At 62.5% G+C, this 24453-nt stretch carries 17 protein-coding genes and 1 tRNA gene; 7 read left to right on the top strand and 11 right to left on the bottom strand.

Annotated elements, in window-relative coordinates; genetic code table 11:
- Positions 1 to 35: 35 nt before the first annotated feature.
- The 3 genes from GTP58_RS19405 to GTP58_RS19395 all read right to left on the bottom strand — a co-directional run bounded on the left by GTP58_RS19405 (position 36) and on the right by GTP58_RS19395 (position 2481).
- Positions 36 to 1325 carry an RsmB/NOP family class I SAM-dependent RNA methyltransferase gene (locus tag GTP58_RS19405; RefSeq protein ID WP_161078818.1) on the bottom strand — a complete coding sequence of 430 codons (1290 nt, stop codon included), beginning with the start codon at positions 1323 to 1325 and terminating at the stop codon, positions 36 to 38.
- 18 nt (positions 1326 to 1343) lie between these two features.
- A complete protein-coding gene (gene purN, locus GTP58_RS19400) occupies positions 1344 to 1955 on the bottom strand; it encodes a phosphoribosylglycinamide formyltransferase (RefSeq protein WP_161078817.1) in 612 nt (203 codons plus the stop codon).
- Between the two features lie 124 nt (positions 1956 to 2079).
- The gene (locus tag GTP58_RS19395; protein ID WP_072787664.1) at positions 2080 to 2481 is read right to left on the bottom strand and encodes a barstar family protein; all 402 of its coding nucleotides are present in this window, start codon (positions 2479 to 2481) and stop codon (positions 2080 to 2082) included.
- A 410-nt stretch (positions 2482 to 2891) separates the two neighbouring features.
- Here GTP58_RS19395 and GTP58_RS19390 point away from each other — a divergent pair, with 410 nt between their 5' ends.
- From GTP58_RS19390 to GTP58_RS19375, 4 genes are all read left to right on the top strand, one after another.
- The gene (locus GTP58_RS19390; RefSeq protein WP_161078816.1) at positions 2892 to 3407 is read left to right on the top strand and encodes a glycine zipper 2TM domain-containing protein; all 516 of its coding nucleotides are present in this window, start codon (positions 2892 to 2894) and stop codon (positions 3405 to 3407) included.
- A gap of 95 nt (positions 3408 to 3502) precedes the next feature.
- Positions 3503 to 4309 (top strand): spermidine synthase, encoded by an 807-nt coding sequence (locus tag GTP58_RS19385; protein ID WP_161078815.1) that lies wholly within the window; start codon positions 3503 to 3505, stop codon positions 4307 to 4309.
- 25 nt (positions 4310 to 4334) lie between these two features.
- Entirely contained in the window at positions 4335 to 6137 is a 1803-nt protein-coding gene (locus GTP58_RS19380) for a GspE/PulE family protein (RefSeq protein ID WP_161078814.1), read from the top strand.
- Between the two features lie 51 nt (positions 6138 to 6188).
- Positions 6189 to 6264 (top strand) — tRNA-Lys (locus tag GTP58_RS19375).
- A gap of 42 nt (positions 6265 to 6306) precedes the next feature.
- Here the strand turns inward: GTP58_RS19375 and GTP58_RS19370 are convergent.
- The 7 genes from GTP58_RS19370 to GTP58_RS19340 all read right to left on the bottom strand — a co-directional run bounded on the left by GTP58_RS19370 (position 6307) and on the right by GTP58_RS19340 (position 19601).
- Positions 6307 to 7608 (bottom strand): sugar MFS transporter, encoded by a 1302-nt coding sequence (locus GTP58_RS19370; RefSeq protein WP_161078813.1) that lies wholly within the window; start codon positions 7606 to 7608, stop codon positions 6307 to 6309.
- A 51-nt stretch (positions 7609 to 7659) separates the two neighbouring features.
- Positions 7660 to 10086 carry a GH92 family glycosyl hydrolase gene (locus GTP58_RS19365; RefSeq protein WP_161078812.1) on the bottom strand — a complete coding sequence of 809 codons (2427 nt, stop codon included), beginning with the start codon at positions 10084 to 10086 and terminating at the stop codon, positions 7660 to 7662.
- Positions 10087 to 10200: 114 nt separating this feature from the next.
- Positions 10201 to 11184, bottom strand: coding sequence for a LacI family DNA-binding transcriptional regulator (locus GTP58_RS19360; RefSeq protein WP_161078811.1), 984 nt, complete (start codon positions 11182 to 11184; stop codon positions 10201 to 10203).
- A gap of 73 nt (positions 11185 to 11257) precedes the next feature.
- The gene (locus GTP58_RS19355; protein ID WP_202413756.1) at positions 11258 to 13936 is read right to left on the bottom strand and encodes a glycoside hydrolase family 2 protein; all 2679 of its coding nucleotides are present in this window, start codon (positions 13934 to 13936) and stop codon (positions 11258 to 11260) included.
- A complete protein-coding gene (locus GTP58_RS19350; RefSeq protein WP_161078810.1) occupies positions 13933 to 15453 on the bottom strand; it encodes a tryptophan halogenase family protein in 1521 nt (506 codons plus the stop codon). Before GTP58_RS19350 ends, GTP58_RS19355 begins: the two co-directional genes overlap by 4 nt.
- A 61-nt stretch (positions 15454 to 15514) precedes the next feature.
- Positions 15515 to 18607: a TonB-dependent receptor gene (locus GTP58_RS19345; protein ID WP_084560300.1), complete on the bottom strand. Its 3093-nt coding sequence runs from the start codon at positions 18605 to 18607 to the stop codon at positions 15515 to 15517.
- Positions 18608 to 18827: 220 nt separating this feature from the next.
- A complete protein-coding gene (locus GTP58_RS19340; protein WP_161078809.1) occupies positions 18828 to 19601 on the bottom strand; it encodes a carbohydrate-binding family 9-like protein in 774 nt (257 codons plus the stop codon).
- A gap of 188 nt (positions 19602 to 19789) precedes the next feature.
- On the opposite strand from GTP58_RS19340, the gene GTP58_RS19335 reads away from it, so the two are divergent.
- Together GTP58_RS19335 and GTP58_RS19330 are read left to right on the top strand one after the other, a co-directional pair.
- A complete protein-coding gene (locus tag GTP58_RS19335) occupies positions 19790 to 20572 on the top strand; it encodes an ABC transporter substrate-binding protein (RefSeq protein WP_161078808.1) in 783 nt (260 codons plus the stop codon).
- 64 nt (positions 20573 to 20636) lie between these two features.
- Complete coding sequence (locus GTP58_RS19330) at positions 20637 to 21404, top strand: ABC transporter substrate-binding protein (protein WP_161078807.1); 768 nt, start codon at positions 20637 to 20639, stop codon at positions 21402 to 21404.
- Here GTP58_RS19330 and GTP58_RS19325 read toward each other — a convergent pair.
- Positions 21401 to 22246: a PhzF family phenazine biosynthesis protein gene (locus GTP58_RS19325; protein WP_161078806.1), complete on the bottom strand. Its 846-nt coding sequence runs from the start codon at positions 22244 to 22246 to the stop codon at positions 21401 to 21403. The genes GTP58_RS19330 and GTP58_RS19325 overlap by 4 nt on opposite strands.
- A 95-nt stretch (positions 22247 to 22341) precedes the next feature.
- Between GTP58_RS19325 and GTP58_RS19320 the strand changes: the two genes are divergently transcribed.
- Positions 22342 to 24453, top strand: coding sequence for a S9 family peptidase (locus GTP58_RS19320; RefSeq protein ID WP_161078805.1), 2112 nt, complete (start codon positions 22342 to 22344; stop codon positions 24451 to 24453).

The raw sequence follows: 24453 nt of genomic DNA, 5'->3' as shown, positions 1-24453 counted from the left end.
TAACAAAAAGGCCGGAGAAGCTCCGGCCTTTTGACTTACTCTGCGTCTTCTTCCTTGACCTTTTTCGGCATCGGCTTGCGCTCGAATACCGCGGCAAAGAAGCCGTCGGTCTGGTGCTTGTGCGGCAGCAGCTTCAGGTAGTCCCCCATTTCCAGCTCGATCTTCTGCTCGGCCAGCGCCTGGTGCATCGGGATCAGTTCGAAGTCCGGGTGGGTTTCCAGGAATTGCTTGGCGATGAAATCATTCTCGTCTTCCAGCACCGAGCAGGTCGCATAGACCAGGCGGCCGCCGCCTTTGACCAGGCGCGCGGCGCCATCCAGAATCGCTGCCTGCTTGATTTGCAGTTCGCCGATGGCGCTTGGCTGCTGGCGCCATTTCACGTCCGGATTACGGCGCAAGGTGCCCAGGCCCGAGCAAGGTGCATCGACCAGCACGCGGTCGATCTTGCCGGCCAGACGCTTGATCTTGGCGTCGCGCTCGTGCGCGATCACTACTGGATGCACGTTGGACAGGCCACTGCGCGCCAGACGCGGCTTCAGCTTGGTCAAACGCTTTTCCGACACATCGAACGCATACAGGCGACCGGTGTTGCGCATGGTCGCACCCAGCGACAGCGTCTTGCCGCCAGCGCCGGCGCAGAAGTCCACCACCATCTCGCCACGCTTGGCCGCGACCAGCGCCGACAGAATCTGGCTGCCTTCGTCCTGCACTTCGATGTGGCCATCCTTGAACAGCGGCAGGTTTTGCAGCTGCGGCTTGGTCTGGATACGCAGGCCCAGCGGCGCGAACGGGGTCGGCTCGGCCTTGATTGGCGCTTCGGCCAGCTTGGCGATGACGTCGTCGCGGTTGTCCTTGAGCGTGTTGACGCGCAGGTCCAGCGGCGCCGGCTTGTTCATGCCGTCAGCCAGCGCCAGCGTTTCTTCTTCGCCCATTTGCTCGACCAGTTTGTCGAACAGCCATTTCGGCATGTTGGAACGGCTGGACTTGTGCATCAGCTTGCGGTCGATTTCCATGATGCGGGTGACCCACGCCACTTCATCTTCGGACACGCCGCCCAGCGACTCCAGGCCGACCGCATCGGTCATGCCCAGCAGCGTCAGGCGACGCATGGTGGCGCCGCCGCCCTGCTCGGAGAAGTCGGTGTAGAAGTTCTTGTTGCGCAGCACGTTGTACACGCACTCGGCAATGGCGCCGCGCTCGCGGCCGCCCAAACGCGGGTGATCTTTAAAATAGCGCGACAGGGTGGTGTCGGCCGGCGCGGCAAAGCGCAAAATCTCGCGCAACACTTCTTCGGCGTTGGCGAGTATCGCTGGAGGCAATCTCATGGAATTCCTTGGTTAGTTTTACTGGCTGTGGTCCACCTGGACCGCGCCCGCTGCTAGCGTCAACCTGTCTTCTACAAACCAGCGCACGGCGCGTGGATAAATGACATGTTCCTGCGCCAGCACCCGGGCTGACAGGGTTTCGACCGTATCTTCCGGCAGCACTGGCACCGGGGCCTGCAATACCATCGGCCCGTGATCGAGTTCGGCCGTTACAAAATGCACCGTGGCGCCATGTTCCTGCACGCCGGCGGCCAGCGCCTGCGCATGTGTCGCCAGGCCAGGGAACAGCGGCAGCAGCGACGGGTGAATATTGAGCATGCGTCCCGCGTAATGCGTGACGAACGGCTCGGTCAGGATGCGCATGAAACCGGCCAGCACCACCAGATCGGGCGCAAAGCCGTCAATCACAGTCTGCAGGGCGGCGTCGAACTCGGCGCGGCTGGCGTAATCCTTATTGGCCACCACCGCCGTGGCGATACCGTGCTCGGCAGCAAAGCTCAGGCCGGGCGCATCCGCACGGTTGCTGATAACGGCGGCAATCCGTGCCGGCCAGCCCTCGGATACGAGCGCATGCACGATCGCTTCCATGTTGCTGCCACGACCGGAAATAAGGATGACGATGTTTTTCATAACCCGGCATTGTACCTTGTCCACAGGCTCAGGGCCACTCCAACGGCAAGATATGTTGCAATGCAGCAGGCAAGGCGTGACCGTAGCAGCCCCGCTGCGCCACTGGCGCACGGCGTGCCGCGGCTTACTCGAACGAGTAAAACACGCGGAAAGGAACTTTTTTGTCGGCCCAGTAATCAGCAGCGTCGCGGAAGACGTCCAGCAGGGTTTCCCTTGCTTCCTTGTCAAATTTCTGGGTGTTGGGCAGTTGCTCCAGGACGATCAGAAAGCCCGTATGTTCGCCGCTGGCCTTGAACATGGTGTCGGTCAGCGTTTCACGCAGCCCGTCGAAGTTCTTGCCTACACCTTTGGGAAACTGGAACGATTCCGAAATAATGCCCAGTACTTGCTGTTTGGTGGCACCGGCGATGCAGTGCGCATACAGGAAGTGCTGGCCCAGACGCGCTGCTTCCTCCTGCAGCTCCACCACGCGGAAGGCGCGGATCGATTGCACGAGATTGGGCGGCACGCTCATCAGCAAGCTCATGTTCCCCTCAACTTGACCCGGTACGTACGGAGTGTCCACTTTGCTGTCAGGTGTGCCTAATTTGTGTATTAAAGAGTAAATAATTTGAGCACCTGTCCACTAAACATGGCCAGCAGGTCGGCGCCAGCCATTCAATCCCATACGCATATTAGGGTAACGTGTTGTTCCTTCCAGATCAACACGTATGTGATGTCTAACGCAATATTTGTTAAAAACAGAAGATTTTTGCTGGTTTTAGGGGCCAAATCGGCACAATTCACCCTCAGGAAACCGAATAACGCGGCTGTTACAATTTGTTGCCACAGATACCAGTCTGGCACTAGCCGAGGCCAGTCAGCCGGATTACCATAGGCATCATGCGATATCAGAATTTCCCTGATAGACACCCTGAACGATAAATGAGGTACCAAATGAACTTGCAAGCTAAATTGATCGCATCGGCCCTGTGCCTGAGCGCCTTGCCTTTTGCACAAGCTGCCGATTTTGAAGATTTCGGCCGCGTGGTGCGCGTCACCCCGCAAGTGGAACAGATCAACCGTCCGCGCCAGGAATGCCGCACCGAATACATCCAGGTCCAGCAGCCTGCGCCACAGCGCAGCGTGGGCGGCGCCATCATCGGCGGTCTGGTCGGCGGTCTGGCCGGTAACCAGGTTGGCGGCGGCACGGGCCGCTCGGTGGCCACCGCAGCCGGCGCCATCGCCGGCGCGCTGGTCGGCGACCGCGTCGACAATTCCGATACCCCAACCAGCGGCGGCGTCCAGGAACAGGCGGTGAAACAGTGCCGCACCGTGGATCACTGGGAATCGCGCACCTCGGGCTATGAAGTGACCTACGATTACCGTGGCCGCAACTACACCAACATCATGTCCTACGACCCGGGCGAGCGCGTGCGCCTGCGCGTGGTGGTCGAACCGATGCAGCGTTAATCGGGCAGCCTCTCTCCTCCCGCCTCAATGCCGGCCTTGCGCCGGCATTGTTGTTTTCAGATAATGCCGGTTCACCTCCAGCCCCCACCTGTCCAATGTTAATCAAACGCAAATCCATCGAAAAAGTCGAATCCTCGCGCCCGGCCTCGGCGCCAGCGCCCGCCAAGGTGCGCAAGCCCAAATACGCGCCCGTGACGCTGTCGGAGCTGGATGGTGTGCGCTATCTGCATTTCGGCACGGAATGGGTGCAGGGCGCCATGCGCCTGCGCAAGCCGAACTGGCCAGAGCTCGAATACGCGCAGCAGATGATGGCGTGGATGCTGTGGCTGGAGCAGCCCCGGCACATCACCCAGCTGGGCCTGGGTACAGCCGCGCTGACCAAGTTCTGCTACGCCAGCTTCCCCGCGGCACAGGTCACGGCAATTGAACTGAATCCGTCGGTCATCACGATCTGCGAGTCCATGTTCAAGCTGCCGCCCAACGACGAGCGCCTGCACGTGCTGGAGATGGATGCGCTCGACTACGTCAATGACAAAGCCCATCACGGCACGCTGGACGTGCTGCAGGTCGACCTGTACGACGCCACCGCGCGCGGCCCGGTGCTGGACACGCCCGAGTTCTACCAGGCCTGCAACAGCTGCCTCAGCGACGATGGCGTGATGACCGTCAACCTGTTCGGCGACCACCCCAGCTACGCTCGCAATCTCAAGGCCATGAAATTCGCGTTCGCGCAGGTGATTTGCCTGCCGCAGGTACATGATGGTAACGTGGTTGCGATCGCCTTCCGGCGCGAGCGCAAAATCGACCTCGCCGCACTGACCGAGCGGGCCGCGCAGATCGTTGCCGACACCAGGCTGCCGGCGAAATCCTGGGTCAAGGGCATCGCCAGCAGCATGAAGTAAATCCTTTTTGAAAGGTGGCCGCAAGATGAGTTCAGTCCCAACCACGACGAGCAAAGCGGCCCCACTCGACCTGCAGCAGATCTACACCTGGCTGCTGGCCGACGGCATGATACGCAAGGCCGAGGTCAAGGAGCTGTACGCGCAAAGCCAGGCCATCCTCAAGAACACCAGCGGCTATATGCATCCCTTGTGCGCGGTGGCACATGCCAAGCTGCTGTCGGCGCAGCCGCCGCACAAGATGCTGACGCTGGATGCGCTGTGCGAATGGCTGGCGCAGCGCGTCGGCCTGCCCTTCATCCGCATCGATCCGCTGAGGATTGATTTCACCAAGGTGGCGGACGTCATGTCGGCCAGCTACGCGGCGCGCTTCAACATCCTCCCGGTGGAACTGAATGCCGACACGCTGGTGGTGGCCACCGCCGATCCCTACTCGCACGAATGGGAAGCGGAAATCGCCAAGATCTCGCGCCGCGTGGTGCGGCAGGTCATCGCCAATCCGCTCGATATCGCGCAGTACATCACGCAGTTCTTCAGCCTGGCCAAGTCGATCAAGAAGGCCAACAAATCCAGCGGCAACGACCTGACCCTGCGCAACAACTTCGAACAGCTGGTCGAACTTGGCAAGAGCAACAAGCAGGTCGATGCCAACGACCAGCACGTCATCAATATCGTCGACTGGCTGTGGCAGTACGCGTTTGAGCAGCGCGCCTCCGACATCCACCTGGAACCCAAGCGCGACATGGCGGCGATCCGTTTCCGCATTGACGGCGTGCTGCACCAGGTCTACCAGGTGCCGGCGGTGGTGATGATTGCCATGACCGCGCGCATCAAGCTGCTGGGGCGCATGGACGTGATCGAAAAGCGCCGCCCGCAGGACGGCCGCATCAAGACGCGCACGGCAGGCGGCCAGGAAGTGGAGCTGCGCCTGTCCACGCTGCCCACCGCGTTTGGCGAAAAACTGGTGATGCGTATTTTCGATCCTGACGTGGTGGTCAAGACCTTGCCCGAACTGGGCTTCCCCGAAGACGATGCTGAACGCTGGGACGCCCTGACGCAGCGGCCGCACGGCATCATCCTCGTCACCGGTCCGACCGGCTCCGGCAAGACCACCACGCTGTACACCACGCTCAAGGCGCTGGCCACGTCCGAGGTCAATGTCTGCACCGTGGAAGATCCGATCGAGATGGTGGAGCCGGCGTTCAACCAGATGCAGATTCAGTCCAGCATCGACCTGACCTTTGCCGACGGCGTGCGTGCGCTGATGCGGCAGGACCCGGACATCATCATGGTCGGCGAGATCCGCGACCTGGCCACGGCCGAAATGGCGATACAGGCCGCGCTGACGGGCCACCTGGTGCTGTCCACGCTGCACACCAACGACGCGCCGTCGGCCGTCATGCGCCTGCTGGAACTGGGCGTGCCCTACTACCTGCTCGAAGCCACGCTCATTGGCATCATGGCGCAGCGCCTGGTCCGCACGCTGTGCCCCGACTGCAAAGCCGCCGGCGGCGAACTCAGTGACGATATCTGGGCCAGCCTCGCCGGCGAATGGAATCTATCGAAGCCGGCCACCATCTACAAACCCGTCGGCTGTCCCGAATGCCGCCAGACCGGCTATCGCGGCCGCACCGGCCTGTATGAACTGCTCACCGTCACCGAGGCCTTCAGCGCGCAGGTGCAGGAGGAAACCGACATCCAGGCGCTGCGTCGCCAGAGCATTGCCGACGGCATGAAACCGCTGCGCATCGCCGGCGCGCTCAAGATACAGGAAGGCGTCACCACCGCCGATGAGGTGCTGAAAGCGACCGCCGCGCTGGGCATGAAATAAAAAAGCGCTTTGCAATTGCCGCGAGGCTGTATATAATACGGCCTCTTTCGGGGGTCGTTAGCTCAGCTGGTAGAGCAGCGGACTTTTAATCCGTTGGTCGCAGGTTCGAATCCCGCACGGCCTACCACCGAATTCCTAAAAAGGCTTCCATCTGGAAGCCTTTTTTCATTTACGCCTTCGCGTCCTCCTTGTACATCCCCGCAAACTTCAAGCCGAAATACAGAATGAAGGCGTAGCACGCCGCCGGCACCAGGAAGGAACGCTGCGGTCCCATCGCATCCGCCAGCACGCCCTGTATGAACGGCACCACGGCGCCGCCCACAATCGCCATGCACAGAATGCCGGAGGCCTGGCCGGTACGGCTGCCCAGGCGATACAGCGCCATGCTGAAGATGGTCGGGAACATGATGGAATTGAACAGGCCGACCGCCAGTATCGCCCACATCGCCGTCTGGCCCTGGCCAAAGATCGCCACCAGGATCAGCAGCATGGTGCTGGCCGCATTGAAGGCCAATGCTTTTCCCGGGCTGACATAGCGCATCACGGCAAAGCCGATGAAGCGGCCGATCATGGCGCCGCCCCAGTAGTAGCTGACGTAATGCGCCGCTGCTGCTGGCGTCAGACCAGCAATCTCCGGTTCGCCGAGGAAGTTGATGAGGAAGCTGCCGATGCTCACCTCGCCGCCCACATACAGGAAAATGCCAAACGCGCCCAGCAACAGCGGCGGATGCGTCAGCACCGAACGCTGAGACTCGCTGTCAGCCTGTGGCGTCGCCTCCTCCGCATGGTCGATTTTCGGCAGGCGGGCAAACGCGAACATCAGCGCCAGCAACAGCAACGCTGCGGCCAGTGCCAAGTACGGACCTTGCACACTGGCGGCCTGCGTCGCGCGGTACGCGGCCTGCTGCGCCGGTTCCATCTGCGCCAGTTCCGCCACGCCCAGCGTGCTTTCCGACAGAATCAGAATGCCGCCCAGCGTCGGCGCCACCGTGGTGCCCAGCGAGTTGAATGCCTGCGTCAGCGTCAGCCGGCTCGATGCGGTCTGCGGTGCGCCCAGCACAGTCACGTAGGGATTGGCAGCAACCTGCAAAATCGTAATCCCCGACGCCAGCACGAAGAAGCCAAACAGGAACAGCGCATAGCCGCTCTTCGACGCCGGGTAGAACAGCGCGCAGCCGATGGCCGCCGTAATCAGGCCGGCCACTGCGCCTTTCTGGTAGCCGATCTTGCGGATCAGCATACCGGCCGGCAGCGACACCAGGAAGTAGGCGCCGAAGAAGCAGAACTGCACCATCATGGCCTGTACGTAGCTCAGCGTGTACAGCGCTTTCAGGTGCGGTATCAGCACATCGTTCAGCGCCGTGAGCAGTCCCCACATGAAGAACAGCGTGGTGATGATGACCAGCGGCCCGGTGTTGCCGGTCTGCGCGTGCGACGCGTGCAGCGGGGTGCGCTGCGAAATGTGTTCCATACGGGAGTCTCCAGTCGTATTGTTATCAATCGTTTTTTATCGCTGGTCCGCTTACGGCGCAGCATCGGCAGGTGGACGCGGCAAGTCACGGCCATGCGTGCCCCAGCCCGCCGTATCCGGCTGCGGCGACAGGCGGAATTCCAGCTTGCCGGCCGCTTGCAGCTGCTCCCAGTCCAGCCACACGCGCGACTGCGCACGGCCATCCACGCTGACCGACTGCACGTAGCCACGCTCGCCCGGTTTGGCGGCAGGCGCCTCGATACGCAGCGTGCGGCCTTTCGGCAGATCGATCTCGGCGCGTGCAAAGCGTGGCGCATGCAGCAGGAAGCGGCCACTGCCTGGCGCGTCCGGATAAATGCCCAGCGCGCTGAACAGATACCACGCCGACATCGTGCCCAGGTCATCGTTGCCCGTCACGCCGCCGGGACCATTGCCGAACAGCGTTTCCGCCGCGCGCAGCACGGTGGTGGTCTTCCACGGCTGGCCCATCAACGTGTACATCCACGGCGCGTGCAGGTCAGGTTCGTTGTTCGGGTTGTAGCGGAACTGGCTGTAGTAGCTATAAGGTCCTACCACCCACGACTTGCGCACGGCGCCTGGATCGGTCACCAGCGCATCATGGTCAAAGAACAGGTCCAGACGTTGCAGCGCCTGCTTCTGGCCGCCCATCGCTGCGGCCAGGCCAGGCACATCCTGCCCAACCAGCCACTGGTATTGCCACGCCGTGCCTTCGTGGAAGCCACGCTCGCTGCGTGGATCGTAAGTGCCATCGACATCGGAGAACCAGCTGCCATCGATCTGGCGTGGACGCGGGAAGCCGCGCAGGCCAGTCGGCGCATCGACCACGCTCGCGTCCCACACATTGCGCCAGTTGAGCGCGCGCTGCTCCAGCAGCTTGGCGTCATCGGCATGGCCCAGCGATTTGGCCATCACCGCCAGCGCGCTATCCGCCAGCGCATATTCCAGCGTGGACGAAGCGCCATGGTGCGGATCGACGTCCATGCCTTTGGAGATGAAGCTGCGGTCATACTGCACATAGCCTTTGCTCAGGTAATTCAGGTTGCCTGCGCGGCCTTGCGCACGAATCGCATGCGGCGGCACGCCAAACGCGTTCTCGCGCAGCGCGGTGTAGGCTTCCGCCTCGCGTCCTTTCAGTGCGCCATAACGCCACAGGTCCACCAGGAATGGCGTGACCGGATCGCCCGTCATGATGTTGGTCTCGAAGTTGGCATAGCCCCAGCGTGGCAGCCAGCCGCCCTGCTCGCGGATCTTCAGCACCGAATTGGCGATATCGCGTGCGCGCTGTGGACGCAACAACGCCAGCAGCTGGTTCTGCGCGCGGTAGGTATCCCACAGCGAGAAGTATTCATAGTAAGTCCAGTCCTTGGCGGTATGGATGGCGTTGTCGTAGCCGCGATAACGGCCGTCCACATCATTGCCCGTCATCGGCTGCAGCAGCGCGTGGTACAGGGCCGTGTAGAACACCGTGCGATCATCATTGCTGCCGCCCTGGATACGCACGCTGTTCAGCTCACGCTGCCAGGTAGCCTGCGCCTGCTTGCGCATGGCGTCAAAGCCCAGCACCTGGCCGCCGGCCATGCCTTCCGCCTTGAGGTTGGCGCGGGCGCCTTCGATGTCCACGTGCGAGATCGCGCTGACCGCCGTTACCGCCGTGCCGCGCTTGAGATCAAAGCTCAGCCACACGCCATGCGGGCGGGCCTCGCCCTGCTGGCTGGGACCACGCGCGCCCGGCCAGCCGCCGCGGTCATCCCAGACGCCATGCGTGACGAAAGGCTGGTCAAACGTGATGCGGAACCAGGTGGTGTACTGGGCGCCGCCGCAGAAGCTCTTGGTGGTGATCTTGCCTTCCACACTGCGGTCGTCCAGCACCTGCACTTCACTGCCGACCACCGAATGACGCTCATTGGCCTGGCCCACGTTGAGCAGCACGTGGCCGGTGGTGGTACCGGCGGCAAAGGTGTAGCGTTCGGCCGCCGCGCGCGTCAGCGCAGTCGCTTCAGCCGTGATGCCGCCATAGCTCGACAGCTGCACCTTGTAGTAGCCCGCCTGCCCCACTTCGCCGTCATGGCTGTAAGTGGCGGCATAGCGCTTGTAATCGAAGCTGGCGGCCTTGCCGGTGTCGAAGTCGCCGCCCGGACCGATCAGCCCCGTCACCGGCAGCACCTGCAGCTGGCCGCCCTGCTCCCAGCAGCCGGCGCCGGAAATATACGAGTGGCCAAAACCGCGGATGCGCGCATCGCTGTAACGATAGCCGGCGTAGTGCTCGCTGGTCGGGCTGACCTGGATCATGCCGAACGGCGCCGACGCGCCAGGGAAGGTATTGCCTTCGTCCTGCGTGCCGATGAAAGTGTTGACCGGCGTGGCGTCAAGCGGCGCGGCGCCATGCGCGGCGGGCAGCATGAACGCCGCCAGCAACGTGCTCAGGCTGACGAAGCGTGAATGGGAAAACATGAACATGGTTACAGCTCCTTTCATTACGCTGACGCCAGGGACGCAGCGGGTGGGCCTCGTCGCGGCAGGCGCGCGGCGAGGCTGCAAAAGTTCGGGAAAGCGTGGCTTGCGGCTGGCGCGCTAGTCCTCACTGCTCTCGCGCACGACCATCTCGACCGGCACCGTGATCTGCGACGGTTCCTCGTCGGCCTTGTTGAGCAACAGCTCGACGCCGGCACGGCCCAGCGCCTCCTTGTCCACGCGCACGGTGCTGAGCGGCGGAATCGCGGCGGCCGCAGCGGCGATGTCGTCGAAGCCGACAATGGCGATGTCATGCGGAATCTTGAGGCCCTCGCCAAGGCAGTACTTCATGACCGCCAGCGCGGTGCTGTCGTTGTAGCAGAATACGGCATCGGCACGCCGGGGCAGGCTCAGCAGGCTGCGCATGGCTTCCATCACACCCTCGTCGCCTTCGCCCATGGTGGGCACCACCACTTCCAGATCGGGGTCGGCGTGGACCTTGGCGTCAAACAGCGCCTGGCGGAAGCCGCGGTTACGCTGCTGGATGCTGTAGTGCGCCAGCGAACCGGACAGCATGGCAATGCGCTTGCGGCCGCAGCGCAGGAGGTGCTGGGTGGCCAGATAGCCGCCGCGCATATTGTCGGGATTGACCGAGGTAAAACCACGCCGGTACATATCCACCAGCACCAGCGGTTTGCCAACCTGCTGCAGCGCGGTCAGCACTTCGGGTTCGAAAAAGCCGGCGCACAGGATCGCATCGGGCTGGTGCAGCCGGATCTGGTCCAGCACCGGTTCCGCCGGGCCGACCACGATGAAGGACAGCGCAATACCTTCGCGCCGGCAAGCCTCTTCCGCACCGTGCAGCACGGCCGAAAAGAACGGGCTCGATGCCAGCGTGTTGTGCTGGCTGTGCAGCAGGAAGGCAATCCGGCGGATGCGTCCCTTCTTCAGCTGCGAAAAGTCATACCCCAGGCGCAGCGCGGCCTCGCGCACCGTGTTGCGCGTCGCTTCCGTCATGCCAGCCTGGTTTTTCAGCGCGCGCGATACGGTGCCGATCGACAGTCCGGTGGTCTGCGCAATATCACGCAGCGTAACCTGGCTCACAGCTGCTCCTTGGCGCGATGCGTCCGGCTGTGCAGCGAAATCAGGTGCATAAAAGTCTCCACAATTCGATTGATTAAAGTCCAGCTGGGCCAGCCAGTATATCGGCCAGCGTACGCACCCGCAGCGACTTGCGCAAGCTGGCAAGGCCGGCCTTCGAGCGTACCCGCAGGGACAGGCTTTCGCCCGGCAGCAGCGTGACAGCGTTGTCGGCGACATCGGCATCGATGTCACCGAAATCGATCCATACCGCGCGTGCCAACTGGTCCGCATGCAGGTCCAGCACGTAGCCATCGCTGCTGCTGCGCAGCGTCGCCTGCAAGTGGGGATCGTTCCATGTCATCTGCTTTGCGGCCTTGAAATAGACGATGCCGCGCGCGGCCGGTTCGCCGACCACCTGCAAGTCAAACGCGGCGATGGTGCTGGCGGGAGCGGCGCCGGCCAGCAAGTCGGCATCGGCATACTCCGCCATCCGGGTGGCCGACAGCGGCGCAAGCTCGACCGGCTTGCGCTCTTCCCGCAGCAGCTTGCCATCGACCGTCATCACGCGCAGGCGCAACTCGCCGCGCACGGCGTGCGGACGGTCATTGAGCAGGCTGACCGTGGTGTGGCCCGCCGTATCACGCAAGGCGGCCACCGCGACCGGCGAATAGAAACGGCGCGCATGGAATTGCAGCGCCTTCCAGCGCCCGAACCAGTCCACGCTGGACCATGAAGCGCCCGGCCACACATCGTTGAGCTGCCAGTACAGCGAGCCCATGGTGAAAGGCCGGCTGGCGCGGTGATGCAGCGCCGCCAGTTCGATGCCCTCCGCCTGCGCGGCCTGGCTCAGGTAAACGAAGGCGTTGAAGTCACTGGTCTCGCCAAACTCGTAGTCCACATATTTCATGAGCCGTTCATTGCCTTTACCGGCCAGGAACTTTTGATGCGCCTCGATGACCGGCGTGGCAATCCCCTGTTCGCCGCGTTTGGCAAACGCGTCGATGGTGCGCTGCACCGGCCAGGCCTGCAGGCCGTATTCCGACATGAAGCGCGGCGTAATTTCCAGATACTTCGACGGCGGATGGGCCGGATTGCCCCACACTTCCCAGTAATGCATGTCGCCGCTGGCTGGGGTATTGGCGGCTTCGGCCAGATCATCGCTTGGCGAGCTGGCCCAGTAGGCGACGCCGCCGCCCTCTTCCGCCACCACCTTGCGCAGGTCCGTACCAAACAGCTGCACGTAGCCATTCCATACCTTGGTGGCAAACGCCGGATCGGCTTTCATCATGGCCTGTCCGGGTCCCCAATACTTCCAGGCGATTTCCTCCTCGTTATTGCCACACCACAGCGCGATGCTCGGATGGTTGCGCAGGCGGCGCACGTTATCGCGCGCTTCGGCGATGACGTTGGCGCGGAAGGCGTCGTCGTAGGCTGGCGGCATACCGCCGCCAAACATGAAGTCCTGCCAGACCAGCAGGCCCAGCTCGTCGGCCAGGTCAAAGAACTCATCGCTTTCGTAATAGCCACCGCCCCAGCTGCGCAGGAAGTTCATATTCGCATCACGCGCCGATTGCAGCACGCTGCGCAACTGCGCCTTGCTCACGCGCGGCTGGAACATGTCGAACGGAATGGTGTTGGCGCCCTTGGCGAATACGGGAATGTCGTTGACGGTGAAGTAGAAACTCCGGCCCTTGTCATCGGCATCGCGGCGCAAGGCAATGCTGCGCAAGCCGGTGCGCGTGCTCTTGCTGGCCACCACCGCCTTGCCGTCACTGATCTCCAGCGTGTAGCGGTACAGCGCCTGCGCGCCGTAGCCGTTCGGGAACCAGCGCTGCGGATGATCGACATGTACCGGCAGCTCGACGCGGTTGTCGCCGGCACGCAATAGCGCGCGCTGCTGGGCCGCCAGCGAACGCTTGCCATCCGGCGCGGTCTGCCACAGGCGCAGGTCAAAGCTGCCGTCGCGCACGACATCGGCCGACAACACGGCGGTCATCTCGGCGCGCGCGGCATCGACGTGATCCTGACGCAGTTGCAAGTCAGCGATACGTACCACGTCCCAGCTTTGCAGCACGACCGGTTTCCAGATGCCGGCGGTTACATAGCGCGGCCCCCAGTCCCAGCCATAGTGATAGCCCGGCTTGCGTGCAAAGTTACCGGTCATCGCATCAGCCGGTTCATCGCCATACGGTGAAGGATAGTTGCCCGCCAGCTTGTGCGGCATGGCTTGCACCTGCGGCAGCAACCTGGTGATGGGCGAGCGCAGCACGATGCGCAGTTCATTGCCCTTGGTGCGCAGCTTGCCCTGCACCGGCACGCGCCAGGTGCGGAAAGCGTTGTCGGCCGCCAGCAGCCGGTCGCCATTGAGCCAGACTTCGGCGTAGGTATCGAGGCCCTCAAACACCAGATCGCTGCGCGCGCTGCCCTGGGCGGCACGCGGCGCATCGAAACGCGTGCGGTATTCCCAGTCCGCCAGGCCGATCCATTGCAGGCTCGCTTCCGGTGCGCCCACGTAGGGATCGGCGATCAGCTTGTTGGCAAACAGGTCGGTGTGTACCGTGCCGGGTACCGCCGCTGTCTTCCATGCCGCCGCTTCCGGATGAGCCGCCAGCTGTGCATTGCCGGGCAAGAGGCGGAAGGTCCAGCCCTTGCCAATCACCAGTTCACCAGAACTCTGCGCCATGGCCGACGCCGCACCTGCCACCAGCCACACACCAAACAGCAGCCGCAATAGGGACTGCAACAGGGACTGCAAAAGAAAACGCATACTCATGGTGCAGACGCTTTCCAGTATCGGTTGATCCATTCCTGATGAGTGGGCATGCTGGCCACCGCATGCGCCAGCATGGCGCGCATGCCGTCCACCTGCTCGATCAGCTTGTCCTCCGGCATCTCATCCACGATGGGATGGTAGCTCTGCGGCATGATACGCTGGCCCAGCATGACCTGCACCCAGCTTGGCAACGCGAAGAAGTCCTCGCCGTTGCGGAAGTAGCGGCCATCCGCGCGGAACAGCTCGACGGCTTCACGCAGACTGTCCGGGATCGACATGGTGCGGCAATCGTCCCAGAACGGCGTGTCGTTACGCTCGGTGGCGTTGTAGTGAAGGATCAGGAAATCGCGCACACGTTCATATTCAAATGCCGATTCGCGGTTGTAGCGTTCGGCCAGCAGCGGGTTGAAATCGCGCTTCGGGAACAGGCTCAGCAAACGGGTGATGCCGGACTGTGCGAGATAAATGCTGGTCGATTCCAGCGGTTCCAGGAAGCCGCTTGCCAACCCCAGCGCCACCACATTCTTGTTCCAGAATTTCTTGCGCATGCCCGTCGTGAAGCGCAGTGGACGCGGTTCGGCCAGCGCCTCGCCATCCAGGTTGGCCAGCAGCGTCGCGGCCGCTTCATCGTCGCTGATGTGACGGCTGGAATACACATAACCATTGCCGATGCGGTGCTGCAGCGGAATGCGCCACTGCCAGCCCGCCGCCCGCGCGGTGGCGCGCGTGTACGGCGTGATCGGTTCGACGCTGGCGCTCGGCACGGCCATGGCGCGGTCGCACGGCAGCCAGTGGGTCCAGTCGACATAGCCGGTCTTGAGGGTCTGTTCGATCAGCAGGCCGCGGAAACCCGAACAGTCGATGAACAGTTCGCCATCAACCACCTGGCCGCTTTCCAGCGTGACCGATTCGATGTAGCCGTCGTCGGCACGCTGCTGCACGCTGACGATCTTGCCTTCGATGCGCTGCACGCCACGCTGTTCGGCCAGCTCGCGCAGGTAGCGCGCGTACAGCGTGGCGTCAAAGTGATAGGCGTAGGCGATATCCGCCAGCGGCGAATGCGGCGGCGCGTTGCGGTCGCCCGGCGCAAACCGGCCCTGCGGCGCCATCATCGTCTGCGGCGTGTAATGGCCGATATCCGGCGCGCGGCCAGCCAGGAACTGCTTGAGCCAGAACTGGTGGAATGGCAGCGGCCCCATCGAACGCCCGATCGCGCCAAAGCCGTGGATATAACTGTCGCCAATCCGGCCCCAGTCATTGAATTGAATGCCGAGCTTGACCGTGCCCTGCGTACGTTTGACGAACTCGGCTTCGTCGATGCCCAGCCATTGTCCGTTGAACAGTTTGATGTGCGGAACGCTGGCCTCGCCCACGCCGACAATGCCGATTTCTTCCGACTCGATCAGACGGATCGTCGCGCCCTTGCCCAGGTAAGTGGCCAGCGCCGTGGCGGCCATCCAGCCCGCGCTGCCACCGCCGACGACGGTGATGTGGTTGATACGGTTGAGCGTGTTCATCGCAGCACTCCAAAGAAAAAGACCTCCCCGGCCTTGCGGCACGGGGAGGAAACGGAAGGGCTTAGAACTTGTAGTTCAGGCCGAAGTACGCGATGCGTCCAGCGTAACCGTTGGAGTAGAAGCGGTCGTTGGTGTCGTTGCCCAGGTGCGAACGGGTCTCCTGCTTGGTCACGTTGAGTACCGAAGCGGTCAGGCTCAGTTGCTTGCTGAAGTTGTAGGCCACGTTCAAGTCCACCTGGCTGTACGGATCTTCATACACGTTCAAGCCGTTCATCAGGCCGTCCACCACTTCGCCGCGACGGTTGTACGACGCGCGCAGCAGGTACTGGTCGGTTTCGTAGAACACGGTGACGTTGGCCTGGTTCTTGGCGCTGCCCACCAGCGGCGACTTGCCGATGTTGGTGCCGTCTTCCAGCGTGATGGCCGCCTGGTTGGTCTTGTTGTAGGTGTAGTTGACCTGGAAACCAATGCCCGACGACAGCGTGTGCTGTGCATACAGCTCAACGCCCTGCGACACGCCGTTGCGGCCGCCGGCAGTAGTCGAGTAGTTCTGCACGGTGACACTCTGGCCGCCCACGTTCATGGTCACGTCACGCACCACTGGCACCGAGAAGTTGCTGACGTTCTTGCGGAACAGGTCGGCACCCAGCACCGAGCCGCGGTGGAAGTACCACTCCAGGCCGATATCGAACTGGTTGGCCTTGTACGGTTCCAGGCTCTTGTTGCTGCCTGCGCCGAACCAGCCCTGCTTGTCGCCGCCACCGATCAGACGGCGGTCGTTGACGTATTCCTGGCTGTAGTACTGCAGACCGCCCGGTGCGGCGATGTCGCCGTAGCTCGGACGCGAAATCACTTTGGACGCAGCGGCACGCAGCAGCAGGTCGTGGGTGATGTCATAGGCCAGATTGAAGCTAGGCAGCACATCGTTGTAGGTACGGTCCAGCGAGCTCACCGCAAACGACTTGGTATGCGCAATGCTGTCCGGCAGCGTGGTGAAACCGCTGATACAGCCCGAACCCGATGGCGCGCCCACGGCTGGTGCGCCACCCGCCAGGCAAGGTGCCGGTGCACCATTGACGTTGTAGAAGTAGTCGCTGTAGTTGTCGATGCTGTCGGTCGAATCGGCATGCTGGCGGGTCCGCACCACACGCAGACCGACGTTGCCGCGCAGGCGGTCGGTCTTGATGTTGGCCTGCAGGTAGGCCGAGGCGATCTTCTCATTGACGTTGAAGATGAAGTTGTCTTCGTTACGGGTCTGCATCGCGCCATAGGTCTGGCCCAGGTAAGCGATGTAGGCCGGGTAGTTAATCGCCGGGAAGGCGCTGGCGTTGATGCCGCCCGCCAGGTTGTCCAGCGATTGCGAGTACAGGAACTGCGGCTGGAACTTGTTGGCAGTCGGATCGCAACCGGCCTGGTAGCGGTTGTCGTAGTTGCTTGGGTCCGTGCCCTTGCAAGCCCAGTAGTTGTTGCCAGTGCTGCGGTGGGTGCCGCCGTCACGGTACTTGCCGCCGAATTGCAGCGAGTCCAGCCACTTGTAATCGGTGTGCCAGGTAAGGTCGGCCTGGGCGTATTTCTGCTGGGTGGTGTTGCGAGTCCACGAGGACTGGGTCGAACCGAGGTCGATCTCGCCGATGCCCTTTTGCAGATTGGCCATCAGCTCTGGCGAGAAGGTCATGCTCGGCGTGCCGTTCAGGTTCCAGGCGCTGGCGTAGTTGCCCAGCGTCCAGCTGCCATCAGCGTTTTGCATGCGCGGCTTGATCGGCAAGGTGAATTGCAGGTCCGGTCCACCGCCAGCCCAGGTGCGGCCGCCCTTGAAGATGGCGTCCACCGTCTCGCCATGCCATTCGGCTTCGAGATCAAAGGTTTGCGACAGGGCTTTTTCGCGGTTGTAGCTGCCGGTGATCTGCGGCGTTGGAATGGTGCAGTCGTCCGGTCCCCAGCCGCCAGGTTTCTGGCCGCCGGCCTTGGCCTGCGCTTCGCTGCAATAGTAGCCCTTGCCGGCGTGCGCGCTGTACTGGGCGCCCGTGACGATGGTCTTGCTTGGGTCGAAGCTCAGGCCATCGAGCATACGGCCGCCGGCCCAGTTGCCGTCGCCGTCATAGCGGGCCAGGTTCCACTCCGGAATCTTGAGCGTGTTGGTCTGCGAGTTCTGCGACAGGTCGAAACGGAAGTAGTTACCGGTCAGGGTCAGGTTGCGCACCGGCTTCAGCTGCATGGTCAGCTGGCCGCCCTTGCGTTCGCGGTCTTCGGTCTTGACGTCAAAGTTGACCGAGGTCGGCATCATGAAGTTGCTGTAGTACTTGCCGCTCTGGTCGTAGAAGCCGGACTGGCCCCACCAGTAGCTGTTCATGCCCGACGGTTTGCCGTTGACGTCGGTCGCGGGATGGGTTTTGTTGTTATCGCTATACCACTGCCAGTTCTCGGTGCTGGCGCCCATGGTGCGCGTGGTGCGTTTCTGCTGAGTGTAGCCGACCAGCACACCAAAACGGTTGCTCTCGTCGTGCCACGCATACTGGCCGGAGAACTGGCCGTCGGTCTTCTTGGTGGTGTCGGCCCAGGTGCCTTCGGCGGACACGAAGCCGGTGCCGGACTTCACGTCCAGCGGACGGCGCGTGTGCAGGATCACGGTGCCGCCGATGCCGCCTTCGTCGATGCGCGCTTCCGGCGTTTTGAACAGCTCGGCGCTGGACAGCATATTCGATGGCATCAGCATGTAGTTGAACGAGCGGGTCGGATCGCCGTTGGACTCGGCGGTCGCGATGTAGTTGCCGTTCAGCTGGGTCAGTGTCAGTTCCGACGACAGGCCGCGCACGCTGACGTTCTTGCCCTCGCCGCCGCTGCGGTCGATGATGACGCCCGGTACGCGCTGCAGCGCGTCGGCCACGTTCTTGTCGGGGAATTTGCCGATGTCTTCGGCGGTCACCACGTCAACGATGGCGTTGGCGTCGCGTTTCTGATCCAGGCTTTTCTCGATCGCGTAGCGGTAGCCGGTCACGACCACGGTGGTTTCCTGGTTCGGGTCGGCTTTCTTCTCGGTGGCGGCGGTTTGCGCGTGGGCGCTGGTCAGGGTCAGCAGTGCAGCGCCCACCGCCATCGCGATCGGCGTAACGCGGCAGCGGCTCTGCAGTGAGTTGTGGTGGATGTTGGACGTCATGTATGTCTCCTTGTGATGCCCTGTGTAGGGCTTGTTATTTCGGCGATTTACTAAACGACCAATTTGCCGCCTGTATGTCGCTGGGTCTATCACTACCCCCAGAAAGGTTTATACAAAGGAAACTATGGCGGTTCAACAGACTTCGAGAAAACGGCTGAAGTTTAGTGAGCTTTAGTAAACTGAAATGAGGCTGATTTACGACATTTACCTATGGCGATAGTTATTTCTTTTTTGCCGCCGTGCGCGATGAAAAATGCAGATAGCCCCAGCGTTCCGGCACGTGCATATCGATCACGCCCTGGGGCGACCAGACCCAGTTGTCTTCATTGGGTTTGCCGGCGGTCCACTCGACGCGGCTGAAATTGATGCGCCAGGTGCTGCCATCCCGGGGCTGCGGCACGCTCTGGCGGTTGGCAAACGCGGACAAGGGATAGGCAATTTCCACGGTCCAGCCATGGTCCTTGTCTGACGACTTGTTCAGCGTGCCCTGCACCGCAATCGCCGTCTTCAGGCCGGCAATATCCCAGCTGTTATCGGGCTGGCCGTCCTGGTTGTAGGGCTTGGGCAGAAACAGGTCCCAGCCCGTATTGAGTGCGTTGATCTCAAACTCGTAATAGCTTGCGGTCTCCGGTAGCGGCTTGATGAACACCTCGAAATCATTGTCCTTGAAGATCACGGAATCGCGTTCGGTCAGCGTAGCCTTGACGTCCGGCTCTTCAAGCTCGGCGGCGATGTAGAGGTAGTGATCGTCCCACAGCATTTTTACGCGGGTGCGGAACTTGGGGCGGGGCTTGCTGTCGCCTTCGATGTCCACGAAGTCCGAAGTCCACGGCGCCTGCTGCCAGGCCGGGTCGTCCAGCTTGCCGTCGATATGGATGGGCGCGGCCGCCCTGAGGCATTCATAGGCCAGCGGCGCCGGCAATTCGGCCGCCGTTGCGGTCGTCGCCAGCAGCGCCTGCAGCACCATTACGCATATTTTCGCGCCTGTTTTCATCCCCAAACTCCTTGCACCTGTGATCCCCAAAATTTAACAAGCAGACAATACCACTTCAAACCCTTTTGGCATTTCCGGGCGTTTTTAGTGAACTTTAGTAAACAAGAATCGGGGGATTGTCTTCGCCTGAGCTTCGTGTAAGCTAGTGGGCCAAGAGCGTCAACACGCCGGATTTTTTTGGGGATCGTATGAGAGGCTGGGACAAGGGACTGCACTACCTGCTTGCGGGAGCTTGCTGCATTCCATTGCTGGCCGCTGCCGCGTCGGCCGCCCCCGTGGTCCAGCTACGCACGGCCGCCCAGGAAGGCACCGAGCCCAAATTCATCCCGGCCGGCAAGGACCGCGTCACCGGCCTGTGCGTGGACATCATGCGCGCTGTCGAGCAAATCGATCCAGGCCTGCGCTTCGTCGGCGACCAGCGCTGGAAGCCGCTGATCCGCGCTTACTCCGAACTGGAAACCGGCGTCGAAGACATCCAATGCGCGGTCCAGCGCACGCCTGAGCGCGAGAAGAAATACAACTTCATCGGCCCGGCGCTGTTCACCATCGAATACCATTTCCTGGTACGCGCCAATGACGACATCAGCATCAGCTCATGGGACGATGTACGCAAACTGGCGCCCAACAACGTGGTGCTGGTCAACCGCGGCTTTGCCGCCGGCGACATCATTGCCGCCTTGGGCGGCATTGAAATCGATGCGCGTTCCACCCAGCAGGAACTGAATCTGCAAAAACTCATCGCCGGCCGCGGCCGCCTGTATTTTCATCGCGGCCCGGGCCTGCAACGGCTGCTGGCACGCACCGGCACGACCGACAAGGTGAAGATATTGCCGCAGGTGATGTACAGCGCCAAGCTCTACTTTGCCACCCGCAAGCAGCTCGACAGCAAAGTGCTCGACCGCATCGCCAGCGCGCTGTTTGTGCTGGAGAAAAAAGGCGAACTGGAAAAACTCATGCGCCGCTGGGATTGAGTGCCACCGCCTCAGCCCGCTCTGCTCTATACTGCCGTTTTACGAACACGGGTACGGGGGTGAGATGCTGCCGAAGGGATTTCGCTGCGGACTGACGCTGCTGTGTGCATTGCTGGGTACGCATGTCTGGGCTGCGCCCACGGAGCTGAAAGTCGTGGCACAGGAAGGCACGGAACCCAAGTACATTCCGGCCGGCATCGGCCGCGTGGTCGGGCTGTGCGTGGACCTGTACCGCGCCATCGAACGGATTGAGCCCAGCGTGGTGTTTGTCGGCGACCAGCAATGGACGCCGGCGCTGCAAGCGCTGTCGCAACTGGCCAGCCACGAGCATGACGCCTTGTGCGCCGTGCAGCGCACCGAGGAACGCACCCGCCAGTATAGCTTTCTCGAGCCGGCCATCTTCCAGTTCCGCTACCAGCTGATTGCGCGCGCCGGCGATACAGCCGCCATCAACAGCTGGGATGACGTCCGCAAACTGGGCGCCAACGGCGTGATCCTCACCAACCGCGGCTATACCGCGCCGGGCATGCTGGATCGCATCGGCGGCCTGCAGGTCGATGCCAGCTCCAGCACACCGTCCGCCAACCTGCAAAAGCTGATTGCCGGACGCGGCCGCTTCTTCCTGCACCGCGCGCCGGGCATGCAAGGCTTTATCGAGCGCGCCGGCGCCACCAGCAAGGTCAAAATCCTGCCCGCCGTGATGGCCACCGTGGATGTCTACATGGCGCTGGGCACGCACGTCGATCCGGCCGTGCGCCAGCGCGTGCAGCGCGCCGTGGAGCAGCTGGAAAAATCCGGCGAGCTGGCGCGCCTGTTCCGGAAGTGGGACTAATCGCCGATCATCCGGGCGTTACCCGAGACGCGGATCGAACTGCCCGGCTGGTCCGGGATCTGCACTTGCAGATGGCAAGGCGCCCCCATGTCTTCGCCCTGAATGATGTCGATGGCGCCGCCATGCGGCCAATCCAGGTCACGCAGATACCCCGCCAGCGCCGCCGCTGCCGCACCGGTGGCCGGATCTTCATACACGCCGCTTGACGCAAATGGATTGCGCGCATGGAAGCGCTGCGGCGTTTCCGCGTGCACCAGCGAAATCGTGGTCAGGCCATAGCGCTGCATCAGGCTGCGGCCCGCATCGAGCTTGTACTGCATGGCGCGCAGCCGGTCGCGGCTGTTCAGCGCCAGCACCAGATGGTGCACGCCGCCGTTGGCCACCGCCGGCGGAATGCGGTCATCCAGATCGGCCAGACGGTAGCCAAACAGCGCCAGCGCCTCCTGCACCAGCGCCGGTGAAGCAGGCGAACTGGAGGTGGGCGGCGACTGCAGCGCGGCGGTCGCGCCCCGGTCCTGGCGGCGGCCTTCTACCGTCACGCGGGCGTGATTGGTGGTGAGCGGGAAAATCCCGTCGCCATTCTGCTGCGCCAGCACGGCGCCCAGCGCAATGGTGGCATGGCCGCAGAAAGCGATCTCGCCATCCGGCGAAAAATAGCGCACGCGCCAGCCATCTTCATGGGGCGCGGCAAAGACGGTTTCCGAATAGCCCATCTCGGTGGCAATGCGCTGCATGGCAGGCTCCTCCGGCAGCGCGGCGCGGATCATGACGCCGGCCGGGTTGCCACCCTCTTCCCCTGCGGTGAAGGCGGCAACTTTGTGAACTTTGGTAATGGTCTGCATGTTGTCTCCGAAATCTGAAGGATGGAAAACTTGATTGACAGCAATGACGGTTATGGCCACTATCGTTGTTTCACTGACTTCTAAGCGAACTCGCCATGACTATACCGCGACTTTCCCTTCTTGCCTTCATCATTTCGGCCCAATTGACGGGCCAGGCCCTGGCAGCGGATACCGCGCCGGCCAAACACGCCATCACCCACGAGGACGTCTGGCTGATGAAGCGCGTCGGCGCACCGCAGCCCAGCCCTGACGGAAAGTGGGCGGTGTTCTCCGTCACCGATCCTGCGTATGACAGCAAGGACCAATGGTCGGACCTGTGGATCAAATCGCTGAGCGACGACACGCCAGCACGCCGCCTGACTTTCAGCAAAGGCGGCGAAGGCAGCATCAACTGGTCGCCGGACAGCAAGCAGCTGATCTTCGTTGCCAAGCGCGAAGGCGACGAGGCCGGCCAGATCTACCGCATCGACGTCGCCGGCGGCGGCGAGGCCCAGCGCCTGACCACGCTGACGCTGGGTGCACGCCAGCCGAAATTCAGCCCGGACGGCAAGCAGATCCTGTTCGTCAGCGACATCTTCCCTGGCAACGTCACCGAAGAAGACGTCAAGAAAACGGCGAAAGAACGCAAGGACCGCAAATACTCGGCACGCGCATACGAAAGCTTCCCGCCACGCTTCTTCGACAAATGGCTGGACGACAAAAAAGTCCGCCTGTTCGTCATGAACGCCGAGATTGGCGCCGCGCCGCGCGACCTGCTCAGCGCCACCAAGCTGGCCGCACAGCCAGGCTTTGGCGGCGGCCAGGGCGACGAAGGCCAGTCGCTGGACGCGATCTGGGCGCCGGATGGCAAAGCCGTGGTGTTCTCCGCCTCGACCAACCGCGACGAACTGGCGCGCGCGGCCGGCTACACGCAACTCTTCAGCATGCCCGTCGCGGGCGGCGAAGCCAGCCAGCTCACCGCCGACAAGCACAGCTACAGCAACCTCAAATTCAGCCATGACGGCAAGACCCTGTTCACACTGACCGAAGCGGAAGAGCCCGGCAAAGTCTACGACGTCAGCCGCATCGCTAGCCTGGCGTGGCCCGTGACCAATCCAGCGCCAAAAATCCTGACCGCGTCGCTGGACCGCTCGATCTCGCGCTACGCGCTGCCAGCCGGCAGCAACCGCATCGTGTTCAGCTACGAGCACGCCGGACTGGAACAGCTGCACTCGATCAACTACGCAGGCGGCGACCTGCGCGACGAAGCATCGCTGCCGACCGGCAGCATCAACTCGCTCAACGCCGGCGGCAAGGCGCTGGTCGGCGTGTGGGAATCGGCCATCAACCCGCCCGAGATCTACGCCTTCGGCAACGGCGCGCCAAAACGCCTGACCTCATTCAACACCGAACGCGCTGGCGGTATCGACTGGCAAGCGCCAGAGCACTTCTGGTTCAAAGCCAGCGACGGCCGCATGATCCACAACATGATCGTCAAGCCCGCCAACTTTGACCCCAGCAAAAAATACCCGCTGTTTGCCGTCATCCACGGCGGCGCGGCCAATATGTGGCGCGACCAGTTCGTACTGCGCTGGAACTACCACCTGCTGGCCCAGCCCGGCTACGTCGTCCTGCTGACCGACTACAAAGGCTCGACCGGCTACGGCGAAGAATTCGCCCGCGCAATCCAGGGCGATCCGCTGAAAGGCCCAGGCGACGAAGTCAACGAAGCGGTCGACGAAGCCGTAAAAAAATACAGCTACATCGACGGCAGCAAACTGGCCGCAGGCGGCGCCAGCTATGGCGGCCACCTGGCCAACTGGCTGCAAGCCACCACCACACGCTACAAAGCCATCGTCTCGCACGCGGGCGAAATGGACCTGATCATGCAATGGGGCACCAGCGACAGCGTCTGGGGCCGTGAAGTGAACAGCGGCGGCCCGGTGTGGGGCGACAAAGCCGTGTGGCGCGAACAAAGCCCGGTACTGCAGGCGGGCAATCACGAAAAAGGCACCGGCTTCAAGACGCCGATCCTGATCTCCGTAGGCGAACTCGACTACCGCGTGCCGGCCAACAACGCACTCATGAACTTCGCCACCCAGCAACGTCTGAACGTGCCCAGCAAGCTGTTAGTATTCCCGGACGAAAATCACTGGATACTCAAAGGCGAGAACAGCCGCTACTTCTACAGCGAGGTCCATGCCTGGCTGGCCAAATACCTCAACTAA

The organism is Duganella sp. CY15W (genome assembly GCF_009857555.1).
GTDB lineage: Bacteria > Pseudomonadota > Gammaproteobacteria > Burkholderiales > Burkholderiaceae_D > Rugamonas > Rugamonas sacchari.
Note: the sequence above shows the minus strand (reverse complement) of the source record. Positions and strands in the feature narration are given on the sequence as shown.